At 62.3% G+C, this 24,443-nt stretch carries 24 protein-coding genes; 20 read left to right on the top strand and 4 right to left on the bottom strand.

What is annotated here, in order from left to right; translation table 11 throughout:
* The first annotated feature begins 59 nt into the window (after positions 1-59).
* The 12 genes from bioB to EK23_RS01225 all read left to right on the top strand — a co-directional run bounded on the left by bioB (position 60) and on the right by EK23_RS01225 (position 13,606).
* Complete coding sequence (gene bioB, locus EK23_RS01280; RefSeq protein ID WP_045223916.1) at positions 60-1,079, top strand: biotin synthase BioB; 1,020 nt, start codon at positions 60-62, stop codon at positions 1,077-1,079.
* The gene (gene bioF, locus EK23_RS01275; protein ID WP_045223453.1) at positions 1,076-2,230 is read left to right on the top strand and encodes an 8-amino-7-oxononanoate synthase; all 1,155 of its coding nucleotides are present in this window, start codon (positions 1,076-1,078) and stop codon (positions 2,228-2,230) included. The genes bioB and bioF overlap by 4 nt, the downstream gene beginning before the upstream one ends.
* Positions 2,227-3,021 carry a pimeloyl-ACP methyl ester esterase BioH gene (gene bioH / locus EK23_RS01270; RefSeq protein ID WP_045223452.1) on the top strand — a complete coding sequence of 265 codons (795 nt, stop codon included), beginning with the start codon at positions 2,227-2,229 and terminating at the stop codon, positions 3,019-3,021. The genes bioF and bioH overlap by 4 nt, the downstream gene beginning before the upstream one ends.
* The gene (bioC, locus tag EK23_RS01265; RefSeq protein ID WP_045223451.1) at positions 3,005-3,835 is read left to right on the top strand and encodes a malonyl-ACP O-methyltransferase BioC; all 831 of its coding nucleotides are present in this window, start codon (positions 3,005-3,007) and stop codon (positions 3,833-3,835) included. The genes bioH and bioC overlap by 17 nt, the downstream gene beginning before the upstream one ends.
* Positions 3,836-3,837: 2 nt before the next feature.
* Positions 3,838-4,548, top strand: coding sequence for a dethiobiotin synthase (gene bioD, locus EK23_RS01260; RefSeq protein ID WP_082053842.1), 711 nt, complete (start codon positions 3,838-3,840; stop codon positions 4,546-4,548).
* Positions 4,549-4,763: 215 nt separating this feature from the next.
* Positions 4,764-5,243, top strand: coding sequence for a DUF2244 domain-containing protein (locus EK23_RS01255; protein ID WP_045223450.1), 480 nt, complete (start codon positions 4,764-4,766; stop codon positions 5,241-5,243).
* Between the two features lie 43 nt (positions 5,244-5,286).
* On the top strand, positions 5,287-6,405 hold the full coding sequence (gene coxB, locus EK23_RS01250) for a cytochrome c oxidase subunit II (protein ID WP_045223449.1): 1,119 nt from the start codon (positions 5,287-5,289) through the stop codon (positions 6,403-6,405).
* Positions 6,406-6,432: 27 nt separating this feature from the next.
* Positions 6,433-8,040: a cytochrome c oxidase subunit I gene (gene ctaD / locus EK23_RS01245; RefSeq protein ID WP_045223448.1), complete on the top strand. Its 1,608-nt coding sequence runs from the start codon at positions 6,433-6,435 to the stop codon at positions 8,038-8,040.
* Between the two features lie 162 nt (positions 8,041-8,202).
* Entirely contained in the window at positions 8,203-8,754 is a 552-nt protein-coding gene (locus EK23_RS01240) for a cytochrome c oxidase assembly protein (protein WP_045223447.1), read from the top strand.
* A gap of 12 nt (positions 8,755-8,766) precedes the next feature.
* Positions 8,767-9,630, top strand: a complete 864-nt coding sequence (locus EK23_RS01235; protein ID WP_045223446.1) for a cytochrome c oxidase subunit 3 — start codon at positions 8,767-8,769, stop codon at positions 9,628-9,630.
* A 164-nt stretch (positions 9,631-9,794) separates the two neighbouring features.
* Complete coding sequence (glnE, locus tag EK23_RS01230; RefSeq protein ID WP_235281873.1) at positions 9,795-12,683, top strand: bifunctional [glutamate--ammonia ligase]-adenylyl-L-tyrosine phosphorylase/[glutamate--ammonia-ligase] adenylyltransferase; 2,889 nt, start codon at positions 9,795-9,797, stop codon at positions 12,681-12,683.
* Positions 12,683-13,606, top strand: a complete 924-nt coding sequence (locus EK23_RS01225; RefSeq protein WP_045223444.1) for a branched-chain amino acid transaminase — start codon at positions 12,683-12,685, stop codon at positions 13,604-13,606. The genes glnE and EK23_RS01225 overlap by 1 nt, the downstream gene beginning before the upstream one ends.
* Before the next feature lie 72 nt (positions 13,607-13,678).
* On the opposite strand, the gene EK23_RS01220 is transcribed toward EK23_RS01225, so the two are convergent.
* Positions 13,679-15,040, bottom strand: a complete 1,362-nt coding sequence (locus tag EK23_RS01220) for a DegQ family serine endoprotease (protein WP_045223443.1) — start codon at positions 15,038-15,040, stop codon at positions 13,679-13,681.
* A 280-nt stretch (positions 15,041-15,320) separates the two neighbouring features.
* On the opposite strand from EK23_RS01220, the gene EK23_RS21390 reads away from it, so the two are divergent.
* Entirely contained in the window at positions 15,321-17,627 is a 2,307-nt protein-coding gene (locus EK23_RS21390) for a cyclic nucleotide-binding domain-containing protein (RefSeq protein WP_052807798.1), read from the top strand.
* Between the two features lie 43 nt (positions 17,628-17,670).
* On the opposite strand, the gene rpmG is transcribed toward EK23_RS21390, so the two are convergent.
* The gene (gene rpmG, locus EK23_RS01210) at positions 17,671-17,826 is read right to left on the bottom strand and encodes a 50S ribosomal protein L33 (RefSeq protein WP_045223442.1); all 156 of its coding nucleotides are present in this window, start codon (positions 17,824-17,826) and stop codon (positions 17,671-17,673) included.
* An 11-nt stretch (positions 17,827-17,837) separates the two neighbouring features.
* Positions 17,838-18,074 carry a 50S ribosomal protein L28 gene (rpmB, locus tag EK23_RS01205; protein ID WP_045223441.1) on the bottom strand — a complete coding sequence of 79 codons (237 nt, stop codon included), beginning with the start codon at positions 18,072-18,074 and terminating at the stop codon, positions 17,838-17,840.
* Positions 18,075-18,186: 112 nt separating this feature from the next.
* Here rpmB and gshB point away from each other — a divergent pair, with 112 nt between their 5' ends.
* The 7 genes from gshB to EK23_RS01170 are packed head-to-tail and all read left to right on the top strand — an operon-like array spanning position 18,187 to position 23,882.
* Positions 18,187-19,140, top strand: coding sequence for a glutathione synthase (gene gshB / locus EK23_RS01200; RefSeq protein ID WP_045223440.1), 954 nt, complete (start codon positions 18,187-18,189; stop codon positions 19,138-19,140).
* A 5-nt stretch (positions 19,141-19,145) separates the two neighbouring features.
* Positions 19,146-20,012, top strand: coding sequence for an energy transducer TonB (locus EK23_RS01195; protein ID WP_045223439.1), 867 nt, complete (start codon positions 19,146-19,148; stop codon positions 20,010-20,012).
* Positions 20,013-20,057: 45 nt separating this feature from the next.
* Positions 20,058-20,624 carry a YqgE/AlgH family protein gene (locus tag EK23_RS01190; RefSeq protein WP_045223438.1) on the top strand — a complete coding sequence of 189 codons (567 nt, stop codon included), beginning with the start codon at positions 20,058-20,060 and terminating at the stop codon, positions 20,622-20,624.
* Positions 20,617-21,102 carry a Holliday junction resolvase RuvX gene (gene ruvX / locus EK23_RS01185; RefSeq protein ID WP_235281872.1) on the top strand — a complete coding sequence of 162 codons (486 nt, stop codon included), beginning with the start codon at positions 20,617-20,619 and terminating at the stop codon, positions 21,100-21,102. The genes EK23_RS01190 and ruvX overlap by 8 nt, the downstream gene beginning before the upstream one ends.
* Positions 21,095-21,601 (top strand): bifunctional pyr operon transcriptional regulator/uracil phosphoribosyltransferase PyrR, encoded by a 507-nt coding sequence (gene pyrR, locus EK23_RS01180; RefSeq protein WP_045223436.1) that lies wholly within the window; start codon positions 21,095-21,097, stop codon positions 21,599-21,601. Before ruvX ends, pyrR begins: the two co-directional genes overlap by 8 nt.
* Positions 21,602-21,621: 20 nt before the next feature.
* The gene (locus EK23_RS01175; protein ID WP_045223435.1) at positions 21,622-22,599 is read left to right on the top strand and encodes an aspartate carbamoyltransferase catalytic subunit; all 978 of its coding nucleotides are present in this window, start codon (positions 21,622-21,624) and stop codon (positions 22,597-22,599) included.
* Entirely contained in the window at positions 22,596-23,882 is a 1,287-nt protein-coding gene (locus tag EK23_RS01170) for a dihydroorotase (protein ID WP_045223434.1), read from the top strand. The genes EK23_RS01175 and EK23_RS01170 overlap by 4 nt, the downstream gene beginning before the upstream one ends.
* Before the next feature lie 23 nt (positions 23,883-23,905).
* Here the strand turns inward: EK23_RS01170 and EK23_RS01165 are convergent, their stop codons facing one another.
* Positions 23,906-24,442 carry a DUF5063 domain-containing protein gene (locus EK23_RS01165; protein WP_045223433.1) on the bottom strand — a complete coding sequence of 179 codons (537 nt, stop codon included), beginning with the start codon at positions 24,440-24,442 and terminating at the stop codon, positions 23,906-23,908.
* Between the last annotated feature and the right edge of the window lies 1 nt (position 24,443).

The raw sequence follows: 24,443 nt of genomic DNA, 5'->3' as shown, positions 1-24,443 counted from the left end.
GCCTGTTCTGATTGACAGCAGCCCGATACCTTGCACCGACGTAGTGGAGAGTCATGCGCATGCACCCATCCGAGTCCATTTCCAATGTAGACCATAGCGGCATTCATGCCGACGGCTGCCGTCACGACTGGCAACTGGACGAGGTGGCTGCGCTGTTCGAACTGCCCTTCATGGACCTGATCCATCGCGCCCAGACGGTGCACCGCGCCCATTTCGACCCGAACGACGTGCAGGTCAGTAGCCTGCTGAGTATCAAGACCGGCGCCTGTTCCGAGGACTGTGCCTACTGCCCGCAGAGCGCACGCTACGAGACCGGGCTCAAGCGCGAGGAACTGATGCCGCTGGAGGACGTGCTCCACGCGGCGCAGGCCGCCAAGCTGCAAGGGGCTTCGCGCTTCTGCATGGGCGCCGCGTGGCGCTCGCCCAAGGATCGCGACATCGAGAAAGTGGCGGCGATGATCAAGGGGGTGCGCGATTTGGGCATGGAAACCTGCGTGACCCTGGGAATGCTCACCGAGAACCAGACCCAGCGCCTCAAGGAGGCCGGGCTGGATTATTACAACCACAACCTGGATACCTCGGAAGAGTATTACTCGCAGATCATCAGCACCCGCACCTACCAGGACCGGTTGGACACCCTGAAGCGGGTGCGGGATGCCGGCATTCACGTCTGTTGCGGCGGCATCGTCGGCATGGGCGAGGATGAGCGCGACCGCGCCGGCCTGCTGGTGGAACTGGCCAATCTGCCACAGCACCCGGAAAGCGTCCCCATCAACCTGCTGGTGCAGGTGGAAGGCACGCCCTTGGCTGGTAGCGAGCCGCTCGATCCCTTCACCTTCGTGCGCACCATCGCCGTTGCCCGTCTGCTGATGCCGAAATCCCGGGTGCGCCTCTCCGCCGGGCGCACCGACATGAGTGACGAACTGCAGGCGCTGTGCTTCCTGGCGGGCGCCAACTCCATCTTCTACGGGGAGAAGCTGCTGACCACGGAAAACCCGGAAGCGGCCAGGGACCGTCGCCTGTTTGCGCGCCTGGGTCTGCGCATGTCCGGAGCGACCGCCGATGTCCTGAACGGATGAGGCCCGATGAGCTTCCCGGCAAGCTGGCCGCGATCGCCGAACAGGGGCTGATTCGGCGCCGACGCCTGGTGGCGGCCGAGTCCGGCGCGCGCGTCCTGGTGCAGGGGCGGGCGCTGGTCAATTTCTCCAGCAACGATTACCTGGGTTTGTCCAGGCATCCGGACGTGATCGCGGCCATGGCCCAGGGTGCCCGAGAGCATGGAGCCGGCAGCGGTGCATCGCATCTGGTGTGCGGGCACAGCACCGCCCATCATGCCCTGGAGGAGGAACTGGCCGACTTCACCGGCCGCGAGCGGGCCCTGCTGTTTTCCACCGGGTACATGGCCAATATGGGTGTGATCGCCAGCCTGTGCGGGCGGAACGAGCGCGTGTATCAGGACCGCCTGAACCATGCCTCCTTGCTGGACGGTGCCGCGCTCGCCGGCGCCCGCCTGATCCGATATGCCCACGCCGATGCCGGCGATCTCCGGCATCGGCTGGCGCAGGACGAGGCTCCGGGCAGTCTGGTGGTGACGGACGGCGTGTTCAGCATGGACGGCGATATCGCCCCGCTGCCGGACCTGGCGGAAGCTGCCGCGGCTGCCGGCGCGTGGCTGGTGGTGGATGACGCCCACGGCTTCGGCGTGCTCGGGACGGGGGGGCGCGGCTCGGTGAGCCACCACGGCCTGGGGCAGGCTGCCGTGCCGGTGCTGATCGGTACTCTAGGCAAGGCCTTTGGCACCTTCGGGGCCTTCGTCGCCGGCAGCGCCGATCTCATCGAATACCTGATCCAGAAGAGCCGCACCTACATCTATACCACGGCCTTGCCGCCCGCCGTGGCGGAGGCGACGCGGGTCAGCCTCCGCCTGTTGCGCGATGAGTCCTGGCGGCGCCAGCGGCTGGGCGAACTTATTGCGCGATTCCGCGCCGGTGCCATGCAACTGGGGCTGCACCTCATGGACTCGCCGACGCCGATCCAGCCGATTCTCTTGGGCGATAACGACGCCGCCCTGCGGGCGGCGGAATATCTGCGCGACCGGGGTTGCCTGGTCAGCGCCATTCGTCCACCCACGGTGCCGGCCGGCAGTGCCCGTCTGCGCGTTACGTTGACGGCCGATCATGAGCCGGAGCAGGTGGATGCGCTGCTGCAAGCGCTTCGCGAGTTTGCATGAACCGGCGTGCCGGAGAGATCCATGCGCGCCATTTCGGTGCCGGGCCGGATGTGGTGATGGTGCACGGCTGGGGTATGCACGGCGGGGTGTGGCGCGATTTCGCCATGCGCTTGGCGGAGCATTTTCGCATCACCTTGGTGGATTTGCCGGGACATGGACGCAGCGGGTTGATTCCGGGGCAGAGCCTGGAGGATTGGGGGGATGCCCTGCTGGGCATGGCTCCGGCTCGGGCGCATTGGCTGGGCTGGTCATTGGGAGGGCTCATCGCTTTGCAGTTGGCCCATCGCCATCCTACGCGCGTTGCCAGCCTGACGATGTTGGCGGGCAATGTGCGCTTCGCCCAGGGCAGCGATTGGCCTCACGCCATGGCGCAAGACATGCTCGAGAAATTCGCCGGCGACATGCTGGCCGACGCCCATCATACCTTGCTGCGGTTCTTGGGCTTGCAGGTGTGGGGGCTGGAGCAGGCCAAGGACTTGATGAAGGAACTGCGGGGGCGGGTCGAAGAATGCGCACCGCCGGAGCCCGATGCCCTTCGGGTTGGCCTGAATCTGCTGCGCGGAACGGATTTGCGTGCCACCTTGGCCCAATTGCGGGTACCACTGCTGTTGCTGATTGGCGGGCGCGACCGGCTGGTGCCGCGGACGGCCGGCCGCAGCATGGCCGAAATGGCGCCACGGGCTCAGATCCACGAGATCGCCATGGCAGGCCATGTGCCATTTCTGACCCACGAAGCGGAATGTGTGCGCGTGCTCGAGGATTTCTGGGGGCGGCATGAACCGGGCGCTTAAGGAAGGAGCTGACGCGCTCGGTGTCCCAGGCCCGGACAAACGCCAGGTGGGACGCGCCTTCACTCGTGCGGCAGCCGGCTACGATGCCGTTGCCCATCTGCAGCGGGAAGTCGGCGATGCCTTGCTGGAGAATCTGCCCCGCCTGGAATTGAGTCCTGAGCGGCTGCTCGACGTGGGTGCCGGGACCGGATATTGCACCCGCAAGCTGCTGCAGCGGTTTCCTGGGGCGAGTTTGACTGCCCTCGATCTCGCCCACGGCATGTTGCTGCAGTGCCGGGCAGGTTCAAGCGAGGGACGGTCCTTGTCCTTCGTCTGCGGTGAGGCGGAGAGCCTGCCCTTGCGCGGCGCCTGCATGGATCTGCTGGTTTCCAATCTGGCATTGCAGTGGTGTCAGGAACTCCCTGCCGCGCTGGCAGAATTTCGCCGCGTGCTGCGTCCCGGTGGCGTGCAGGCGTTCAGCACCTTTGGCCCCGCGACCCTGCAAGAGCTGCGCGAGGCCTGGGCGCGCGTGGACGGCCACAGCCATGTGCTGGAATTCCCGGCCGCGCGGCAGGTGGCCGCGGCGCTGGCGGTAGCGGGGTTCCGCGAGGTGTCCGTGCAAAGCCGGTTGCGGGTTGTTACCTATGCCAGCGTGGAAGCGCTGATGCGCGAACTCAAGGGATTGGGCGCGAGCAATCGCAGCCCAGGTCGCCCGCGCCACCTCGTGGGCAAACGCGCCATGGGCGCCATGATCGAGGCTTATGCGGAGCGGTCCGAGGGCGGGCGGATTCCCGCAAGTTTCGAGATAATTCACGCTTACGCCAGGAGGTTCTGACCATGCCGGGGTATTTCGTCACCGGAACCGACACCGGGGTGGGCAAGACCTGGGTGACCGTGGCTCTGATGGAGGGGCTCAAATCCAGGGGGCTCCGCGTGGCGGGCATGAAGCCGGTGGCCAGCGGTGCCGTTCAGTGCGCCGATGGGCTGCGCAATGACGACGCCCTGCAGTTGCAACGGGCATCGTCCCTGCCATTGTCCTACCAGGAGGTGAACCCCTTCGTCTACGCCCCAGCGGTTTCGCCCCATATCGCCGCCCGTCTAGAGGGCAGGCCGGTGGACGTGGGATTCATCGCACAGCAAGCGCATGAGCTTGAATCCCGCGCGGATCTCCTTTTGGTGGAGGGCGTCGGCGGCTGGGAAGTGCCTCTGGGCAATGACTCGCGGGTTTCGGATCTGGCGATGGAACTGGCATTTCCGGTCGTGTTGGTGGTCGGACTGCGCCTGGGTTGCCTCAATCACGCCATCTTGTCCTACGAGGCCATCGTGCGGGCCGGAATTGAGTGCGCCGGCTGGATTGCCAATCACGTCACGGTGGATTTTGAGTATGCCGGAGCAAACATCGAGACCCTGCAGCGCGAACTGCCGGCCCATTACCTGGGGAATCTGCCCTTTGTTGCAGATCCCGGGAAAAATTCATCGAAGGCCCCGGATAGCTTTCCCGGAAACACTTTAGACATCGATGAATTCTTGCGAAGATTCAAGCTATAAGTTAAATTTCGCCCATTCCACCGGGCGCGAGCAAGTATTCTACAGCGGAAATACACCCAGAATTATTGGGTGATTTTTTTGTGCCCGCCATTTCCCCATGGCGCCGGCTGCAGTCCACAGAGGGTGTTGCCTCTTGTTGGAGCCGGTCGCATGGGTGCTTGTGTTCGGGCCTTGCTTTAAACTCGAAGCCGGGTGACTTAGGCTGAGGTACCATCATGGTCGAAAAAGGGCATGATGCAGAAACGGGCAGGCAGATCATCGTTCTGCGGCCCAACGCATCGCTGGGCCGGCGCGGCATGTGGCTGCTGCTCGGCCTGATGGCCTTGGTGATGGGGGGCATCGGCGCCCTATTCGCCACAGCAGGGGCCTGGCTGGTCATGCCTTTCTCCGGGTTGGAATGGCTGCTGCTGGCTTATTGTTTTCGATTGAGCCTGCGTTATAGCGCCAGGCGCGAGGTGATCACCATCACCGACGCGACGGTGCAGGTGCAGAGAGGTGAGCGCAGGCCCGAGGAGACCCACGAGTTCCAGCGCGCCTGGGTGATGTTGCAGTGGCGCAAATCGCCGATCCGGGGGCGGCCAAGCCGGCTTTGCCTGCGCTTGCATGGCCGGGAAGTGGAAGTGGGACGCTTCCTGGTGGAGGCCGAACGTGAGGCCCTGGCGCGCGAGCTCAAAACCCTGTTGGCTGCAAGATAGACATAAAGTTTCAAGTATTTACGAAGACCGAAGAGGGGGTTCCGTGAAAATAACTAGACATCTGCTCGTCGCGCTGACCTTGGCGCTCTGTGGGCAAGCGCAAGCCGAGTATGCGCTGAACCTGCCCGTGGGCGTCACCGAGACCAGCCGCGAAATTCACGATCTGCACATGCTGATCCTGTGGATCTGCGTGGTGATCGGTATTCTCGTCTACGGGCTGATGATTTATTCCATCATGCACCACCGCAAGTCCAAAGGTGCCGTCCCCGCCCAGTTCCACGAAAACACCAAACTGGAAATCATCTGGACCCTCATCCCCTTCCTCATCCTCTTCGCCATGGCGGTCCCCGCGACCCAGGTGATGATCAAAGCCTACGATTCCAGCAAGTCCGACATGACCATTAAGGTGACGGGCTATCAGTGGAAGTGGCGCTATACCTATCTGGACGAAGGTATCGACTTTTTCAGCACCCTGGACGCCAAGAGCAATGAAGCCCGCCAGGTGGGTTCCAAAATCGACCCCAACACCGTCGAGAACTATCTGCTGAACGTGGATAACCCCATGGTGGTTCCGGTCGGCAAGAAGGTACGCATTCTGTTGACCGCGGCGGACGTCTTGCATGCCTGGTGGGTTCCTGACTTCGGCTGGAAGAAGGACGCCATCCCGGGCTATATCACCGACGGTTGGATCAAGGTGGACAAGGCCGGCACCTACCGCGGCCAGTGTGCGGAGCTCTGCGGCCGCGACCACGGCTTCATGCCCATCGTAGTCATCGCCAAGGAGGAAGGCGATTACAAGCAGTGGCTCGCCGAACAGAAAGCGAAGAAAGATGCCGGCAAAGCCGATGCCTCCAAGACTTTCGCCATGGAAGAACTCATGAGCAAGGGCGAGGAAGTCTACAACTCCAATTGTGCCGCCTGTCATATGCCCAATGGCGAGGGCATGCCCGGCACCTTCCCGGCTATCAAGGGTAGCGCAGTGGCCACCGGTCCGCTGGATCAGCACGTGAACGTGGTCCTCAAGGGCAAGAATGCCATGCCGGCTTTCGACGACATGCTCGACGATGTCTCGCTGGCCGCCGTCATCACCTTCCAGCGCAACGCCTTTGGCAACAACAAGGGCGATTCCATCCAGCCCAGCGAAATCCAGGCGCACAAATAATCTTTCACATTGATGAGGTAAAAGGCTATGACAGCTGTGACTCATGACGATCATCACGATCACCATGATCATGGGCCCGCAAAGGGTTTCATGAGATGGGTGACCACCACCAACCACAAAGATATCGGCACCCTCTACCTGGTGACTTCGCTCATCATGTTCTTCGTCGGCGGGGCCATGGCCCTGGTGATCCGCCTGGAACTGTTCGAACCGGGCATGCAGTTCGTCGATCCGGCGTTTTTCAACCAGATGACCACCTTGCACGCCCTCATCATGGTGTTTGGCGCGGTCATGCCGGCCTTCGTGGGCCTGGCCAACTGGATGATCCCCATGATGATCGGCGCGCCTGACATGGCGCTGCCGCGCATGAACAACTGGAGTTTCTGGATCCTGCCCTTCGCCTTCGTCATGCTCGCCAGCACCCTGTTCATGGAAGGCGGCGCGGCGGCGGCCGGCTGGACCCTGTATCCGCCCCTGGTTCTGCAGGGCGGCAACAGCCTCCCGTTCACCATCTTCACCGTGCACCTGTTGGGCATGTCCTCCATCATGGGCGCGATCAACGTCATCGTGACCGTGTTCAACATGCGCGCGCCAGGCATGACGCTGATGAAGATGCCCCTGTTCGTGTGGACCTGGGTGATCACCGCGTTTCTGCTCATCGCCGTGATGCCGGTGTTCGCCGGTGCGGTGACCATGCTGCTGACCGACAAGTTCTTCGGCACCAGCTTCTTTAATGCGGCCGGCGGCGGCGACCCGGTGCTCTACCAGCATCTGTTCTGGTTCTTCGGGCATCCCGAGGTGTACATCATGATCCTGCCGTCCTTCGGCGTGGTCTCCCAGATCATCCCCACCTTCTCCCGCAAGCCGCTGTTCGGCTACAGTTCGATGGTTTACGCCACCGCGTCCATTGGTCTGCTGTCCTTCGTCGTCTGGGCGCACCACCAGTACACCGTGGGCATGCCCCTGGCCGGTGAGCTCTACTTCACTTACGCCACCATGCTGATCGCCGTGCCGACGGGCGTGAAGGTGTTCAACTGGGTGTCCACCATGTGGAAGGGCGCGATGACCTTCGAGACCCCCATGCTGTTCGCCATCGCCTTCGTGGTGCTGTTCACCATGGGCGGCTTCACCGGACTGATGATGTCCATCTCGCCGGCGGACCTGCAGTATCACGACACCTACTTCATCGTGGCCCATTTCCACTATGTGCTGGTGCCGGGTGCGGTGTTCGCCCTGTTCGCCGCCACCTACTACTGGCTGCCGAAGTGGACCGGCCACATGTATGACGAGGGTCTGGGGAAGCTGCACTTCTGGTTGTCCACCATTTCGGTGAACGTGTTGTTCTTCCCGCAGCACTTCGTCGGCCTGGCCGGCATGCCGCGTCGCATCCCGGACTACGCCGTGCAGTTCGCCGAATTCAACGCCATGTCCAGCGTGGGGGCCTTCGTGTTCGGTTTCTCCCAGCTGATCTTCGCCTACGTGATCTACAAGTGCGTGGTCGGTGGCGAAAAGGCCACGGACGAGGTCTGGGAGGGCGCCAAGGCACACGGCCTGGAATGGCACCTGCCGTCTCCGCCGCCCTATCACACCTGGACCGATGCGCCGGCTCCGGAACTGATCGCGGACAAGCACTGAGGTCAAGCCTGAACGGTTCCGCCCCGCAGGGGGCGGAACAAGGCAGAAGTCATGGATCTACGTAAGAAAAATTTACTCCTGGCGGCTTTCATCGCGGGGCTCGCATTGATGCTCTACGTGTTCGCCATATTCCAGGTTATCGGTTCGAAGTCGGCACACTAGGTGGAGAAAGACGTACCCCAGAAGTCCCATGGGCGGCTGGTAGGAATCATTCTTGTGGTAGCCGGCCTGATGTTCGGCCTCGGGTTTGCGATGGCGCCTTTCTATGACGCCGTCTGCGAATACTTCGGCATCAGCGGCCGGGTGAAGGAAGCGTCGGCGGAAAAGGCCTTTGCGGTAGATACTTCCAGGGAGATTACCCTGGAGTTCGTCACCATGGTGAACGAGAAGATGCCGCTGGAATTTCGCGCCGAGATGCCGAAGATGGCGATCCATCCCGGCCAGTACTACACGGTGAAGTTCTACGCCAAGAACCTGTCGAACAAGAAACTGGTGGGGCAGGCAATCCCCAGCATCGCGCCGGTCTGGGCCGCCTCCCATCTGCAGAAGACCGAGTGCTTCTGCTTTTCCGCCCAGGAGTTCGAGCCGGGTGTCGAGCGTGCTATGCCGGTGCGCTTCGTGATCGACCCGGCGGTGCAGGCGGATGTCCGGGACATGACACTGTCGTACACGTTTTTTGATATCACCGAGAAGAATCAAACATCACAGAAATAACAGGGGACCAAGATGGCTACCAATGAAGCGTATTACATCCCGTCGAAGGCCACGTGGCCCATTGTCGGGTCAATCGGACTCTCCACGTTGCTGGTGGGCTTCGCCAATTTTCTCAATGGAGCCAGCGTCGGTTCGACCATGATGATCCTGGGCGCCGGGGTCATGATTACCATGTTCTTCGGCTGGTTCGGCACCGTCATCAAGGAGAGCGAAGGTGGCATCTACAATCACCAGGTGGATATCTCCTTCCGTATGGGCATGATGTGGTTCATCTTCTCCGAAGTGATGTTCTTCTCGGCCTTCTTTGGCGCCCTGTATTACGCCCGTGCCCATTCGATTCCCTGGCTGGGCGGCGAGTACGGCCATATCGAGAACAAGAACCTCCTGTGGCAGGCCTTCGAGGCGGTGTGGCCCACCAACGGACCGGGCCAGGTCGGCGGACACTTCGAGGTCATGGGTGCCTGGGGTGTGCCGGCCATCAACACCCTGATCCTGTTGACCTCCGGCGGCACAGTGACCTGGGCGCACTGGGGGCTTCTGGCCAATAACCGCGATCAGCTCATCAAGGGCCTGATTGCGACGGTCGTTCTGGGCTTTTCCTTCGTGGTGTTGCAGGGCTTCGAATACCACGAAGCCTACACCGAAATGGGGCTGACCTTGGGTTCCGGAATCTATGGTTCCACTTTCTTCATGCTCACCGGCTTCCACGGCCTGCACGTCACCATCGGCGCCATCATCCTCACCGTCGTGATGGTCCGCAGCATGCGCGGCCATTTCTCCGTCGAGCATCACTTCGCCTTCGAGGCGGCGGCCTGGTACTGGCACTTCGTTGACGTGGTTTGGCTGGGCCTGTTCATCTTCGTGTACTGGTTGTAGATCAAACTTCGCATCCAAAAAACGCTGCTTCGGCAGCGTTTTTTTTTGCCTAAGGACTGGGAGCTTGGTGGCTTCTGCTGGCGGCGACTCGAAACCACATGTTCCTATGAAACGCATTGTGGGCGAAAATGCGTGTTTGACGTGGCTGCTTGCGGGGTTTGGGTGTGCTGATCGAGGAACTGACTGATGCGGTGCCGCTGGAACTGCAAGCCGCCTCCCGTCTCGCATGGGAGCGAATCGGGCTCAGCCTGGAGGCTACAGGCCTGGCCGCCGACCCGGTGCTGCGTGTGTCGCTACCCAAGGTATTGGCCGCCAGCCCCTTCGTGATCGAACGCTGCGCCAGGGATGCTGACATTCTCGCCAGCCTGGCGGGGTCAGGCCGCCTGCAGTCTTCCTTGCAGCCGGATGAGTTGGTGGAGGCTCTGAGTTCCAGGCTAAGCGACGATCTGGACGAAGCCCAATGCAAGGCTCTCCTCCGGCGGTTTCGTAACGCCGAAATGGTGCGTATCGCCTGGCGCGACATTGCCGGGTGGGCACCGCTGGAGGAAACCCTTGGCGATCTCACCGCGCTGGCCGAAGCCTGCATTCAGGTCGGTCTGGAATGGCTGTTCGAGCGCGCTTGCGCCCTGCGCGGCACCCCGCTGAACGGCCAGGGCGAGCCGCAACGGATGACCGTGCTCGGCATGGGCAAGCTGGGCGCCTGGGAGCTCAACTTCTCCTCGGATATCGACCTGATCTTCGCCTACGAGCGCGAAGGGGTTCTCTCTGATCGGCGCGAGACCAGCTACGGCGAGTTTTATACCCGGTTGGCCCAGGGCCTGGTGAAGCTGCTGGACGAGTCTACCGTGGACGGCTTCGTGTTCCGAGTGGACACGCGCCTGCGCCCCTTCGGCGACAGCGGTCCATTGGTCATGAGCTTCGATGCCATGGAGCAGTATTACCAGACCCAGGCGAGAGAGTGGGAGCGCTATGCCATGGTCAAGGCGCGGGTGGTGGCGGGCGATCCTGGCGCTGGGCAGCGGCTGGAGAAGATACTGCATCCCTTCGTCTACCGCCGTTATCTTGATTTCCGCGCTTTCGGCGAACTGCGCGAACTCAAACAGAAAATAGCCCTGGAGCTCAAGCGAAAGGACCGGCAGGACAACGTCAAGCTTGGGCCGGGCGGCATCCGTGAGGTGGAGTTCATCGGCCAGGCCTTTCAACTCATCCGGGGCGGGCGGGAAAAGAGCCTGCAGGAGCGCAGCATCCTGAAAGTGCTCAAGGCCTTGGGCAGCGCCGGCCATCTGCCCGTGGCGGTCGTGAGCAAGCTCGCCGCGGCCTACCGTTTCCTGCGGTTGGTGGAGAACCGCATTCAGCAGTACGAGGACAAGCAGACCCACGATCTGCCCACGCAAGCGCTGGTCCGCGCAAGCCTTGCCTTTGCCCTGGGATTTACGGAATGGGAGGCCTTCATCGCGCAGCTCGAAGAAGTCAGGACGGGCGTGCACGAAGTCTTCGAGCAGGTTTTCGAGTCGCCCCACGTGGAGCAGGGGGGCGACAGCCGGGTCAGCTGGCTGGATCTGGATGAGTCGCTGCTGGAGCGGATGCTGGTGGAATTGGGCTTGCCCGTCGACAGCGGGTTGGCGCCCGCCTTGCGCGAGTTCGCCCTCTGCGCTGCGGTCAAGCGCATGACACCCAAGGGCGTGGTCGAACTGAATCGCCTGCTGCCGCTGTTGCTGCGGATGCTCAGGCCCATGGCCGATCCGCGGACGGCGCTGGTGCGCATCCTGAAACTTTTGGAAACCATTGCCAGCCGCAACGTCTATCTAACCCTGCTGGTGGAAAACCCGCTGGCGCTTTCGCAGTTGGTGAAGCTGGCCGCCGCCAGCAACTGGATCGTGGCCTACATCGCCGCACACCCGCTGTTGCTGGATGAGTTGTTGGACCCGGCGCGGCTCTACGCTCCCCTGAGCCGCGATAAGCTGAAGGCGGAACTGGCCCAGCGACTGGGTAATGTGGATGCGGACGATGACGAGCAGTTCATGCTGGCGCTGCGCCAGTTCAAGCAGCAGAACGTACTCAGGATCGCCGTGGCTGATGTGATGGGGATAATCCCTATCATGGTCGTGAGCGATTACCTCACTTACTTGGCGGAAACCGTCGTCGCGGGGGTGGTGGAACAGGCTTGGCAGTTGACCGCGCAGCGTCACGGGGTTCCACCTGGGCACGCCGGGGATCAGGCGGTGCGCGGCTTTGCCGTGATTGGCTACGGCAAGATGGGCGGGCTGGAGCTGAGCTACGCCTCCGACCTGGACCTCGTGTTCCTTTACGGCGGCGTGCAGGATACGGTCATGACCGATGGCCCGAGTCCGATCCCGGCAGCGCAATTTTTCGCGCGGGTGGGCAAGCGCATCATCAACATCCTGACGACCCGCATGTTGGGCGGCGAGTTGTATGAGATCGACCTGCGCCTGCGTCCCAGCGGAAATTCGGGCCTTTTGGTCAGCAGTCTGGAGGCTTACGAGTCCTATCAGCTCAATGACGCCTGGACCTGGGAACTGCAGGCGCTGACCCGCGCGCGTTTCGTGTCTGGCGATCCGGAAATCGGTGCCGCTTTCGAGGCGATCCGGGCACGTGCCCTGGGCCGGCCGCGCGACCTGGCGGTGCTGCGTGACGAGGTGCGGAGCATGCGGGAGAAGATGCGCGAGAATCTGGCCGTCAAGGATCCTGGCGTGTTCGATCTCAAGCAGGGGCCCGGTGGTATTGCCGATATCGAGTTTATAGTACAATTCAAAGTCTTATCAGGTGCCCATGACTATTCGCAGCTTTTACGCTGGACCGACGTGGTGCGTTCCCTGGATACCCTGAGCGAATGCGCTTGCCTGGACGTGGCGGACGCCCAGGCCTTGCGTGCGGCCTACATTGCCTATCGAGAAAGCACGCATCGTGCCGCGCTGCTGGAGGAACCGGCCGTGGTGCCGGAATCCGAATACACCGACCTGCGGGACCGTGTCCTGGCAATCTGGGATGCGCTGTTCGCGTCGACCGAAAACCCTAAACCCGGAGAAAATTGATGACGATGGACGACAGAGATGGCGTCATCTGGCTAGACGGCGAATGGCTTCCCTGGCGCGAGGCCAAGGTGCACGTGCTGACCCATACCCTGCATTACGGCTGCGGCGTGTTCGAGGGGCTGAGGGCATACGAGACGGCCAAAGGCGCCGCGATCTTCCGCCTGCGCGACCACACCGACCGGCTGTTCCGCTCGGCGCACATCATGCACATGCCGCTGCCCTTCGACAAGGACACCCTGGATCAGGCGCAACTGGACGCCTTGCGCAAGAACCAGCTCTCCAGTGCCTATATCCGGCCCATGTGCTTTTTCGGGTCGGAAGGCATGGGCCTGCATGCCTCCAACATCAAGGTGCACGTCATGGTGGCGGCCTGGACCTGGGGCAGCTATCTGGGCGCGGAGAACATGCAACGCGGCATCCGGGTCCGGACCTCATCCTACACCCGCAACCATGTCAACAGCGTCATGGCCAAGGCTAAGGCCAACGGCAATTACGTCAATTCCATCCTGGCGGTGCGCGAGGCCATCGACGCGGGCTGCGACGAGGCTCTGTTGCTGGACCATGAAGGCTATGTCGCCGAGGGCAGCGGCGAGAACATCTTCATCGTGCGCCGCGGCAAGCTGTACACGCCGGATCTGACTTCGGTGCTGGAAGGCATCACCCGCGAAACCATTATGACCATCGCCCGCGAGCAGGGGCTGGAAGTCATCGAGAAGCGCATCACCCGCGACGAAGTCTATGTGGCGGACGAGGCCTTCTTCACCGGCACCGCGGCGGAAGTCACCCCCATCCGCGAGTTGGATGGCCGAGCCATAGGTGAGGGGGCACGCGGCCCCATCACGGAAAAGCTCCAGTCACTCTACTTCGACTATGTGTACGGCCGTCGTGCGGAGCACGCAGACTGGCTGAGCTACGCGGGCTGACGCCTTCTTCGCGGCATTCTCAGAAAAGGCCCCTGCCAGAGCGCAGGGGCTTTTCGTTTCAGGCGTCATGCCTTATCGCAGCATCAGAAAGAACGCGCCGTCTCCGCGCTGGACATTGAGCAGCAACTGCTCGCCACCACCTTGGGCGGCGTCGCGCAGGGACGCCAAGTCCCTCACCGGCCGACGGTTCGCCATCACCAGGACGTCACCGGGCCGAAGGCCCGCCTGGAAGGCATAGGATGCCGTGTGGATCTTTTCGATGCGCACGCCCTCCACCGGCTCGCTAGGCGCGGTGTTTTCCAAAACCGTTCCCGCCAGCTTGGGATGGATCTTGCGACCATCTTCCTTGACCATCTTAGGCGCGGCGATTTCCGCCTTGAAGGTTTCGCTTTCGCCCTTGCGCACGACCTCCACCTTGGCCTCGTCACCGATCTGCAGCATGCCCACGGCATTGCGCACATCCATGCTGTTGCGGATCCTGCGGCCATTGATGGATGTGACGATGTCGCCCGGTTCGATGCCCGCTTTGGCGGCGGGAGAGCCGGGCTGAATGCCGGTGACCACGGCGCCCTGGCTTTCTTCCAGCCCGAATGCCTGGGCCAAGTCCGGCGTCATATCCTGGATGTTGACGCCCAGAAGACCGCGCTTCACCTCACCGTGGGCGATCAGGGTGTCCTTGATGTCGGAGACCATCTTGGACGGAATGGCGAAGCCGATGCCCACGTTGCCGCCGCTGGGGGCCAGGATGGCGGTATTGATGCCGATGAGTTCGCCGCGCAGGTTGACCAGGGCGCCGCCCGAATTGCCGGGATTGATGGAGGCATCGGTCTGAATGAAGTCCTCGTAACCCTCGATCCCCAGCCCCGAACGTCCCAGGGCGCTGATGATGCCCGAGGTCACCGTCTGTCCCAGGCCGAAGGGATTGCCAATGGCGACCACGAAATCACCGACCTGCAACTGGGCTGAATCCGCCACAGGCAGCTCCTGCAGGTTTTTGGGCTGCACCTTGATGACCGCCAGATCCGACTCCGGATCCGAGCCCACCAACTTGGCGTTCAGTTGCCGGCCGTCGTGCAGGGTGACAAGGATTTCGTCGGCCTTGTCGATAACGTGGTTGTTGGTGACGATATAGCCCTGAGCGGCATCGACGATTACGCCGGAACCCAGGCTGGAGCTTTCCCGCTGGCGTGGCGCGTTGGGGATTTCGAAAAAGTGCCGAAAAAACGGATCGCGCATGAGCGGGTGCTCGGCGATCTCGATCTTGGTCTTGGTGGAGATGTTGACCACGGCCGGCATGGCCTTTTTCAGCATGGGCGCCAGGCTGGGCAGATTCTGACCGTCTACGCTCAGAGGCCAGGCGCCTGACGCTGCCTGTGGCAGGGAAATAAGGACTGCCAAGGGCAGACAGATGAGCAGACGTTGCATGTATCGCATCAAGGGTACCTCGATGTCCAGGTGGATGAAGGAGCTTCGGCTAAGAGGTAAGGGTGGACAGGAGAAATTTAAAGGGTGTAGAAACGTAGGGGGGAGGGTTGGTCTATTATATGAAGCGCCATGCCAGCCTAACAACGCCGATGCGCGACGGCTCCGCCTACGCCGGGGAGTCGGATGCGTGCCGCGCGGTGCCAAGACCGCGGTTGTTGTCCGCGAAGCGCAGACCCGAAGCGGTCAGATGTCTTGGGCGCTTCCTACTTGAGTCGGGACTTTCGTCGTCATGTCTTTCGCTGTCACCGTCAAAGATTCGCAAGACCTACGCAGGCTCATCCCGCTGAATATCCTGTCTGCCGCCCGTTTCGAGGAACTGTGCGCAAAGACCGGGATCGAGGAGGTGGGCCGCGGCGCGGTGCTGTTCAATCAAGGTGACGCCAAGAATGAATTCGTCTACGTGCTGAGCGGCACTGTGTCGCTGCAGGCGGGCGGCATGGAGATGGAGACCATTACCGGCGGCACCGAATCGGCCCGCTTCGCACTGGCCCACCAGATCCCGCGCAAGGTATCCGCCATTGCCAAGGATCGGGTGCGCTATATCAAGGTCGATTCCGTCTACGTCAATCAGCCCAGCGAAACCAGCACTGGATCGGTGGCCACTTACGAGGTGAGTGACATTCCCAGTGACGCCGGTGACGACTGGATCACCACCCTGCTCAAGTCGCCCATATTCCAGCGCCTTCCCCCGGCCAATCTGCAGAACATCCTGAGCCTCTTGGAGGAGGTCGGCGTAAGAGCCGGCCAGGAGATCATCCATCAGGATGAGCCAGGCGATTACTACTACGTGATCAAGCGCGGGCGCTGTGCGCTGACCCGCAAGCCGTCCCGCTTGGCCCGGGAGATTAAGCTGGCCGAACTGAAGACCAACGACACCTTCGGCGAAGATGCCCTGATTTCCGACCAGCCGCGCAACGTCACCGTCACGATGACGACGGACGGCATCCTGCTCCGCTTGAACAAGGCCAATTTCCTCCGGCTTGTGAAGGAGCCCGTCATCAGCTTCGTCAATATGGACACGGCCCAGCGCATGCTGCAGCAAGGCTCGCGTTGGCTGGACGTCCGTGCTCCCGACAGTTTCGATGAAGGCCATCTGCCCGGCGCGGTGAACATACCCTTCTTTCGGTTGCGGATGGAGCTGGCCAACCTGAGCCATCAGTTCAAATACATCCTGGTGTGCGAAACGGGCAAAGTGAGTGAGGCGGCGGCGTTTCTGCTGATCCGCTACGAGTTCGAGGCATACGTGCTCAAGGGCGGCATCAGCGGCGTATTCAAAGATCAGTTGGTGGTAGGGGCTGACCAGCATGCCGTGTCCGGCCCGTCGATTCAGTCGGCGCCTGCGCCGGAGGGGCGGGTTGAGCCGCCTCCAGTCAAGGATCTCGACTTCGATCCGGGGGATGGGCCGGGCGTGGCGCGCAACATCGATTATACGCCGGCAGCGAAACCCGAAGCCCAGGACGAGAGCCACATTGCGGCGATCAGAAGAGATTTGGCGGAGTTGTTGCGGGGCTTGACGGGCCTGCAGCAGCAGGCGCAAGCGTTGACGGAATCGGAGTCACAGATCGAGCTTGAGATATCCGGCGTGGAGGCCAGAGCGCTGGATGCGGACAGCCGATTGCAGAAGTTGGTGGACGAACTGGCGCGCGTGCAGGTTTCCTTGCAATCGCAGGCTCCTTTGGGTTCCAACGCTGCGGAACTGGAAGCCCGTCTAGCCGCCGCGCTGGCCGAGAAGCAGGCTGTGGAACAGCGAACCCAAGCAAGCTTGAAAGACGCGGAGGATCGCCTGAAGACACTGGAAGCCAACTCCCGCGAGGCGCTGGCGGACGTTCAGGGCCTGCTGGCGCAAAAGGAGCGTGAGCTGGCCAATGCGAGTAGCGAGGCAACACGCTTGCGCGAACAATTGCAGCGGGCAGAGGCCTCAGCGCATCCAGCAGGCCAAACAGCAGCGGACTCGGCGGAACTGATGCGCTTGCGCGGGGAACAAGCGGCTGCCGCCAAACGTAATCAGGAACTGGAGCAGCAGATAGCCGAACTGAGCTCCCTGGTGCAGGAGTTCGTAGACCAGCAGGGTGAGGGCGGCAAGCCTGAGTCGGACGACCTGCAGGCGCTCAGGACGGAACTGGATATGGTAAGGACGCAGGCCGAGCAGGATGTGATGGCCATGCAGCGGCGACTGCGGGAACTAGATCAGGAGTCTGCGCGCCTGCGAGCCGAACTGGATACCGCCCAGCGGCGGCTGCTCATGTCGGAAGCGGGGTTGGCGGACGCGACCGCCCGTACAGGTTCACCCGGTCGCGGACTTTGGATCGCGGGCCTATTTGCAATGCTGTTGGCAGGCGCCGGCGCTGCCATTGGCGTCATGCTGGGAACCGAGGCCGGGCGTGCGCTGTTTTTGGGGATGTTGGAGCCGACCGCAGCGGTGCATCTATCCGTGCCTGCCGAATCACCGGCGCCCATCACACCCGAGCCATCGCAAACCGTCCAGCCGCCGGCAGAACCCGGCGGGCCGGCAGGTCAAGCCCTTCCGCCAGAATAGGGCGCTGCGGCGCCGCCGGTCATCGGGCCGGCGGCATGCGGCATTATTTGATTTTACCTTCCTTGTACATCACGTGCTTGCGGACGACGGGATCAAATTTCTTGATCTCCATCTTTTCCGGCATGGTGCGCTTGTTCTTGGTGGTGGTGTAGAAGTGGCCGGTGCCGGCGCTAGAAATCAGTTTGATCTTGTCACGCATGATCCGTCTCCTTAAACCTTCTCGCCGCGCTTGCGGATGTCCGCGAGCACGGTGTCGATGCCGTTCTTGTCGATGATGCGCAGCCCCTGAGCGGAGACACGCAGGCGCACCCAGCGGCTTTCACTCTCGACCCAGAAACGGTGCTCGTGCAGATTCGGGTTGAAGATTCTCTTGGTCTTGTTGTTAGCGTGCGAAACGTTATGGCCTACAATACGTCGCTTGCCCGTTACCTGGCATACTTTGGACATGATTTAACCTCAGGATGTCGCCTAGCGGAATTCGTCGAATTGCACTTTATAAATGAATTGAAGGTTTCTAGTCAAGTGAACCAGAGGTCTGGACGGAAGAGGACGAGACGGCATGAGTGTTAAGCTCGGGATCGTGATGGATCCCATTGGTGGCATCAACATCAAGAAGGATACCAGCTTTGCCATGCTGCTGGAGGCGCAGGCGCGCGATTGGGAGCTGTGGTACATGGAACTGAACGATCTGTACCTGCGCGACGGGCGCACCTATGCACGCATGCGCCAGTTGGAAGTAGACCGCAACGAACTGCGCTGGTTCGGCTTCCTGGGGGAAAAGGAACTGCCCCTGGACAGCCTTGATGTCGTACTCATGCGCAAGGACCCCCCTTTCGACCAGGAGTACATCTACGCAACCTATCTTCTGGAGTGCGCGGAGAACCGCGGCCTGCTGGTGGTGAACAAGCCCCGCTCGCTCCGCGACGCCAACGAAAAGCTCTTCACCGCCTGGTTTCATCACTGCTGCGCGCCCACCCTGGTGGCCCGCGAGCCGGCCCGCATACGCGAGTTCCTGCAGGAGCAGGGCGAAATCATCCTCAAGCCCCTGGATGGCATGGGCGGCGCCTCGATTTTTCATGTGCGCGGCGGAGACCCCAACCTCAGCGTGATTCTGGAGACCATGACCCAGCACCGGCGGCGCTTCGTCATGGCCCAGCGTTATCTGCCGGAAATCCGCGATGGCGACAAGCGTATCCTCGTGGTCAATGGTCAGGCCGTCCCCTATGCCCTGGCGCGGATTCCGGCCCAGGGCGAGAGCCGCGGCAACCTGGCCGCGGGTGGCCGGGCGGAAGGCCGCGAGTTGACAGAAAGAGACCGGTGGATCGTCGGGCAGGTCGGCCCCACGCTGAAGGAGAAGGGGCTGCTGTTCGTCGGGCTGGACGTCATCGGTGATTATCTCACCGAGGTCAACGTCACCAGTCCCACCTGTGTGCAGGAACTGGACAAGCTGTTCGGTTTGAACATCAGCGCGCAGCTTCTGGACGAAGTGACCGCGCTCCTCGGGAGCCGCTGAAGCCGATGGGGGCCGCAGTCGTGCACGGCGAGTGGCATTCCTCGGACCGCTTGCTGGTGACTCTGGTGCTGGCGAGCATCCTTCACGCGCTTTTGATTCTGGGCCTGCGCTTTGAGCTACCGAAGCCGAGCAAGATCCAGAAGTCGCTGGAGATCGCCCTGGTCCGCTCGCCGTCCCGGCAGGCACCGGAGAAGGCCGACTACCTGGCCCAGGAAAACCAGTTCGGCAGCGGCGAAGCGGAGCACAAGGCGATGCCCAATGCGGAGCCGATACCGCAGCAGGGACAGGGGCGCCAGCTGACCCCGGCCCCGAATCAGGCGCGCGCCCCGGAAGTCCGGCCGCGCCAGGTCATCAAACAGGCTCATTCGGAAAAGAAGGTGGTTCAAGACATCGGCGTGGAAACCGAGGTCGAGGAGGAACGGCCGCATCTCAGCGCCGACGCGCTGCGGCAGCAGATTGCCGAATTCAGTTCGGAATACGTCAAGTCCCAGGCCGATCAGGCGCACCGGCCGCGCATGGTGTACGTGAATTCGGTCAATGCCCACAAATACAAGGCCGCGGCCTATGAACGCGCCTGGCAGGACAAGGTCGAACGGATCGGCAACCTGAATTACCCCGACGAAGCGCGGCGCCGCAATCTCTCGGGAGGCTTGCTGCTCAGTGTCGGGGTCAAGCCCGACGGCACCCTCCACAGCATCCAGGTCCGCCGCTCTTCGGGCGAGGCGGTGCTGGACGATGCCGCCATGCGCATCGTGAAAATGGCGGCGCCCTTCGCGCCGTTCCCCGACGAACTGCGTCAGGAGGCCGACGTGCTGGTGATCACCCGGACCTGGAAGTTCTCCAGCGATAATCGAATGGAAACAAGCCGTTAGCTGAGTTCACTTGCAGCGCAACGGCTAAGCCCCGATACTAGGCCCATGATTCAGCAACCCGAAATTCTGACCAATCATTTCTTGATCGCCATGCCCGGCATGGCAGACCCGTTTTTTGCAAAGACGGTTACCTATTTGTGTCAGCATGGTCCCGAGGGGGCCCTGGGGATCATCGTCAACCGGCCGTCCGATCTGACGCTCAAGGACATCATGCAACAAATGAACATCGAGATTCAGGATGCCAAGTGTTGCGATCTGCCCATTTACTTCGGTGGTCCGGTCCAGCCGGAGCGCGGTTTCGTGCTGCATGAGGCGCCGGGTGAATGGGATTCCACCCTGCGCGTATCCGACTCGATCTCGCTGACCACCTCCCGCGACATCCTCGAGGCCATCAGCCAGGGCCAGGGCCCGGAGAAGGTGCTGGTGGCCCTGGGCTACGCCGGCTGGGGCGAAGGCCAACTGGAGCGTGAAATGGTGGAGAATGCCTGGCTGAATGCGCCGGCAGACAAGTCCATCATCTTCGAGCAGCCTTCGGCCCACCGCTGGAAGGCAGCGGCCGAGCTCATGGGCGTGGACATTTCCTTGCTCACAGCCCAGGCAGGCCATGGTTGAAGCTGGCTCATCGCTGGACCCGATGGTTTCGTCTGCCCGGTCGGAAACCTATCTGGGATTCGACTACGGCGAGCTCAAAATCGGCGTGGCGGTCGGGCAGCGCATCAGCGGTACCGCCACCGGCCTGGAAACCATCAAGGTTACGAGCAATGCTTCCAAGTGGGATGCCATATCCCGCCTGGTGGAGGCCTGGCGCCCCAGCGCGTTTGTGGTCGGGTTGTCGCATCAACTGGACGGCAGCGAAAACCCTATCACGCAGCCGACACTACGGTTCTGCCGACAGTTGGAAGGCCGCTTCGGTCTGCCGGTGTTCACCATGGACGAAATGCTCTCCACCATCGAGTCGCGGCACGTGTTCTACCAGGAACGGCCAAAGCGCAGCGCAAAATTCATGGACTCTAAGGACACCATTTCGGCGCAGCTGATCCTGCAGACCTGGCTGCGTCAAATCGATCAAACTTCAGCGCACCATGACTGAACCGAACTGGGATACGGGGGCTTTGCTGGATGCCCTGGAGGACGGTGTGCGCGCCGAAATGGCCCAGCGCGGTATGCGCGATCCCGCCATGGTGGGTATCCATAGCGGCGGCGCCTGGGTGGCCGAAGTCTTGCACCGCCGGTTGGGGCTGCGGGAACCGCTGGGCACGCTCAACATCTCGTTCTACCGTGACGATTTCTCGCAAATCGGCATTCACCCCCAGGTGAAGCCCAGCCGCCTGCCTTTCCGCGTCGAGGGCCGCGACATCATCCTGGTGGACGACGTGCTCTATACCGGCCGTACCATCCGCGCCGCGCTCAATGAAATCTTCGATTACGGCCGGCCCGCGCAGGTAATGCTGGGCGTGCTGCTGGACCGCGACGGGCGCCAGATACCGGTGCAGGCCGATTGCTGTGGTGCCCGTGTGCAACTGCTGCCCGGCCAGCGCATCAAGTTGTCCGGCCCCGAACCGCTGGCTGTCAGCATCCAGTCCGTCTAACCTGCCACGGAGGCTGTGCGATGAACAAGCTGCAGTTTGATGCCGCGGGGCGTTTGCGTCATTTCCTCACCATCGAGGGGTTGGGGCGCGACCTGCTGGTCCGCATCATGGACACCGCCCAATCATTCACCAGCGTCTCTGCGCAGCAGGTGAAGAAGGTGCCCCTGCTGCGAGGCAAGACCATCGTCAACCTGTTCTTCGAGAACAGCACCCGCACCCGAACCACCTTCGAACTGGCGGCCAAGCGGCTGTCGGCCGACGTGCTGAACCTCAACATTGCGACTTCTGCGACGGCCAAGGGAGAGAGCCTGCTGGACACCATCCGCAATCTCGAAGCCATGCACGTGGACATGTTCGTGGTGCGCCATGCGGAAAGTGGCGCGGCGCATTTCATCGCGCAGCATGTGGCGCCTCACATCAGCGTGATCAACGGCGGCGACGGTCGCCACGCCCACCCAACCCAGGCCATGTTGGACATGTTCACCATACGCCGGCACAAGGGCGATTTCTCGCCGCTGAAGGTGGCCATCGTCGGCGATATTCTGCATTCGCGCGTGGCCCGGTCCGAGATCTGGGCGCTGAATACCCTGGGCGTCGCCGAGGTTCGCGGCGTCGGGCCCAGAACCCTGATTCCGGCCGAGGCGGAGAGCCTGGGCATCAAGGTGTTTCACGATCTGGACGAGGGACTCGCGGATGTGGACGTGGTCATCATGCTGCGCCTGCAGCGGGAGCGTATGAGCGGCGCTTTCCTGCCCAGCGAGCACGAGTATTTCGCGCGCTTCGGGCTGACGCCGGAACGGCTCGCCCACGCCAAGCCCGATGCCATCGTCATGCATCCAGGCCCTATCAACCGGGGTGTGGAAATCGATTCGCGGGTGGCGGACGGCCCCAATTCGGTGATTTTGCAGCAGGTCACCTTCGGGATTGCCGTGCGCATGGCGATCCTGTCCATGGCCATGCGCTCGGGCGGCGGCCCGACGGAGGAGGAGCTTCAATGACCGGCAGGCACATCCTCATCAAAGGCGGACGCGTGGTGGACCCGGCCAACGGCGTCGACGCGCTCATGTCGGTTTGCCTCGTGGACGGCAAGGTCGCTGGCCTGGGTTCGCCGCCGGATGGATTTGCCCCGGATCTGGAAATCGATGCGACGGGGCGCATCGTTTGTCCCGGATTCATCGACCTCAGCGCCCGTCTGCGTGAGCCGGGGCAGGAGCAGAAGGCCACCATTGCCAGCGAGACCCGCGCTGCCGCTGCCGCCGGCATCACCACCCTGTGCTGCCCGCCGGATACCTCGCCGGTGGTGGACACGCCCGCCGTCGTGCAACTGCTGCAGGAGCGCGCCGAAAGTGCTGGCATGGCGCGCGTCCTGCCCGTAGGCGCCTTGACCCGGGGTCTGGCGGGTAAGGAATTGAGTGAGATGAGCGCCCTCAAGCAGGCCGGCTGCCTGGCGGTCGGCAATGCGGGGGCTCCGCTCGCCAACTTGCTGGTCATGCGGCGGAGTCTGGAGTACGCAGCCAGTTATGGCCTCCTGGTCGTGATCCGGCCGGAAGATGCTTCGCTGAAGAACAACGGCTGTGCCCACGAAGGCGCTGTGGGCACTCGGCTGGGGCTGCCCGGTATTCCGGCTTCCGCCGAAACCGTGGCGGTTGCCCAGGCGCTGGCACTCATTGAACAGGTTGGCGGTCCGGTGCATTTCGCCCAGCTCAGTACCCGGCGCGCGGTGGCCATGATCGCCCAGGCGCGCGCCGAAGGGCTTCCCGTTACGGCGGACGTGGCGGCGCATTACACCGATCTTACCGAGGCGGCCGTGGACGGATTCAATGCCAACACTCATGTGAGTCCGCCGCTGCGCAGCGAGGCGGACCGTGAAGGTTTACGCCAAGGCCTCGCGAGCGGCACGCTGCAGGCCATTTGTTCCGATCATCAGCCGCACGACGTGGACGCCAAGCAGGATGCATTTCCCTCCACCGTTCCCGGCATTGCCGCACTGGAAACGCTGTTGCCCCTAACCCTGAGCCTGGTGCGCAGTGGCGTGCTGGGCCTGCCGGAGGCCATCGCCCGATTGACCATAGGCCCTGCGCGCGCGCTGGAAATCAACTCCGGCCATTTGAGCCCCGGTGCCACGGCGGATCTGTGCATTTTCGATCCGGACAAGGAGTGGCAGGTCAATGACTCCAACTGGCTTAGTCAGGGACTCAACACGCCGTACTGGGGAGAAACCCTGAGGGGCAGGGTTACTCACACCCTGCGGGCCGGCCGTCTGGTGTACCAGGGGAACTGAGCATTCAAGGATCCATGGCTGGATCAGGCCAGCTTTTTCGGTGGCTTGCGGATGTGGATCTTGGCGCCGGTCTTTGGCGGCTGGGAGCGGAAATCGAAGAGTTGCTTGCGGGCGTCCACCAGATGCTGGCGCCAGTGATCGCGGTAGCCGCTGGTCCATATCTTCACCGCCTGCGAGTGGCCCTCCTGACCCTGATCTGCCAACAGCAATCCGCGCTTGAGCTCGAAATAGATGTCGGCGAAATCGTCGGAAAGGCTGCCTGTCATGTAGCCGTCTCCTGCGTGCAGGTCCGCCTCGGACCAGTATTCGTCGCGCTCGCCGAGGAAGTCCTTGAGCCGGGAGTACAACTCGAATCGCTTGTCCAGATCGGAGATCCAGACATGAGGGGTTGGCGGTGTGTGCCTGGTCAAATGGATGATGTTTAAGTCCAGACGTAGCAGGATCTCACCTGCATCCCGAAGCCAGAGCTCCACTTCGTAGCCGTCGATCTGCTCCACGAGCCTGCAGAAATCCAGGGCGGATTCTGTGAACAGATTGCCATCGACGCGGTTGTTCTGCACT

The sequence above is a fragment of the Methyloterricola oryzae genome (assembly GCF_000934725.1).
GTDB lineage: Bacteria > Pseudomonadota > Gammaproteobacteria > Methylococcales > Methylococcaceae > Methyloterricola > Methyloterricola oryzae.
Note: the sequence above shows the minus strand (reverse complement) of the source record. Positions and strands in the feature narration are given on the sequence as shown.

Excerpts from the sequence above, each read along its gene's own strand:
- bioB (WP_045223916.1), top strand. The coding sequence starts at position 60 with ATGCACCCATCCGAGTCCATTTCCAATGTAGACCATAGCGGCATTCAT.
- bioF (WP_045223453.1), top strand. The coding sequence starts at position 1,076 with ATGAGGCCCGATGAGCTTCCCGGCAAGCTGGCCGCGATCGCCGAACAG.
- bioH (WP_045223452.1), top strand. The coding sequence starts at position 2,227 with ATGAACCGGCGTGCCGGAGAGATCCATGCGCGCCATTTCGGTGCCGGG.
- bioC (WP_045223451.1), top strand. The coding sequence starts at position 3,005 with ATGAACCGGGCGCTTAAGGAAGGAGCTGACGCGCTCGGTGTCCCAGGC.
- bioD (WP_082053842.1), top strand. The coding sequence starts at position 3,838 with ATGCCGGGGTATTTCGTCACCGGAACCGACACCGGGGTGGGCAAGACC.
- EK23_RS01255 (WP_045223450.1), top strand. The coding sequence starts at position 4,764 with ATGGTCGAAAAAGGGCATGATGCAGAAACGGGCAGGCAGATCATCGTT.
- ctaD (WP_045223448.1), top strand. The coding sequence starts at position 6,433 with ATGACAGCTGTGACTCATGACGATCATCACGATCACCATGATCATGGG.
- EK23_RS01235 (WP_045223446.1), top strand. The coding sequence starts at position 8,767 with ATGGCTACCAATGAAGCGTATTACATCCCGTCGAAGGCCACGTGGCCC.
- EK23_RS01225 (WP_045223444.1), top strand. The coding sequence starts at position 12,683 with ATGACGATGGACGACAGAGATGGCGTCATCTGGCTAGACGGCGAATGG.
- EK23_RS01220 (WP_045223443.1), bottom strand. The coding sequence starts at position 15,040 with ATGCGATACATGCAACGTCTGCTCATCTGTCTGCCCTTGGCAGTCCTT.
- EK23_RS21390 (WP_052807798.1), top strand. The coding sequence starts at position 15,321 with ATGTCTTTCGCTGTCACCGTCAAAGATTCGCAAGACCTACGCAGGCTC.
- rpmG (WP_045223442.1), bottom strand. The coding sequence starts at position 17,826 with ATGCGTGACAAGATCAAACTGATTTCTAGCGCCGGCACCGGCCACTTC.
- rpmB (WP_045223441.1), bottom strand. The coding sequence starts at position 18,074 with ATGTCCAAAGTATGCCAGGTAACGGGCAAGCGACGTATTGTAGGCCAT.
- gshB (WP_045223440.1), top strand. The coding sequence starts at position 18,187 with ATGAGTGTTAAGCTCGGGATCGTGATGGATCCCATTGGTGGCATCAAC.
- EK23_RS01195 (WP_045223439.1), top strand. The coding sequence starts at position 19,146 with ATGGGGGCCGCAGTCGTGCACGGCGAGTGGCATTCCTCGGACCGCTTG.
- EK23_RS01190 (WP_045223438.1), top strand. The coding sequence starts at position 20,058 with ATGATTCAGCAACCCGAAATTCTGACCAATCATTTCTTGATCGCCATG.
- ruvX (WP_235281872.1), top strand. The coding sequence starts at position 20,617 with ATGGTTGAAGCTGGCTCATCGCTGGACCCGATGGTTTCGTCTGCCCGG.
- pyrR (WP_045223436.1), top strand. The coding sequence starts at position 21,095 with ATGACTGAACCGAACTGGGATACGGGGGCTTTGCTGGATGCCCTGGAG.
- EK23_RS01175 (WP_045223435.1), top strand. The coding sequence starts at position 21,622 with ATGAACAAGCTGCAGTTTGATGCCGCGGGGCGTTTGCGTCATTTCCTC.
- EK23_RS01170 (WP_045223434.1), top strand. The coding sequence starts at position 22,596 with ATGACCGGCAGGCACATCCTCATCAAAGGCGGACGCGTGGTGGACCCG.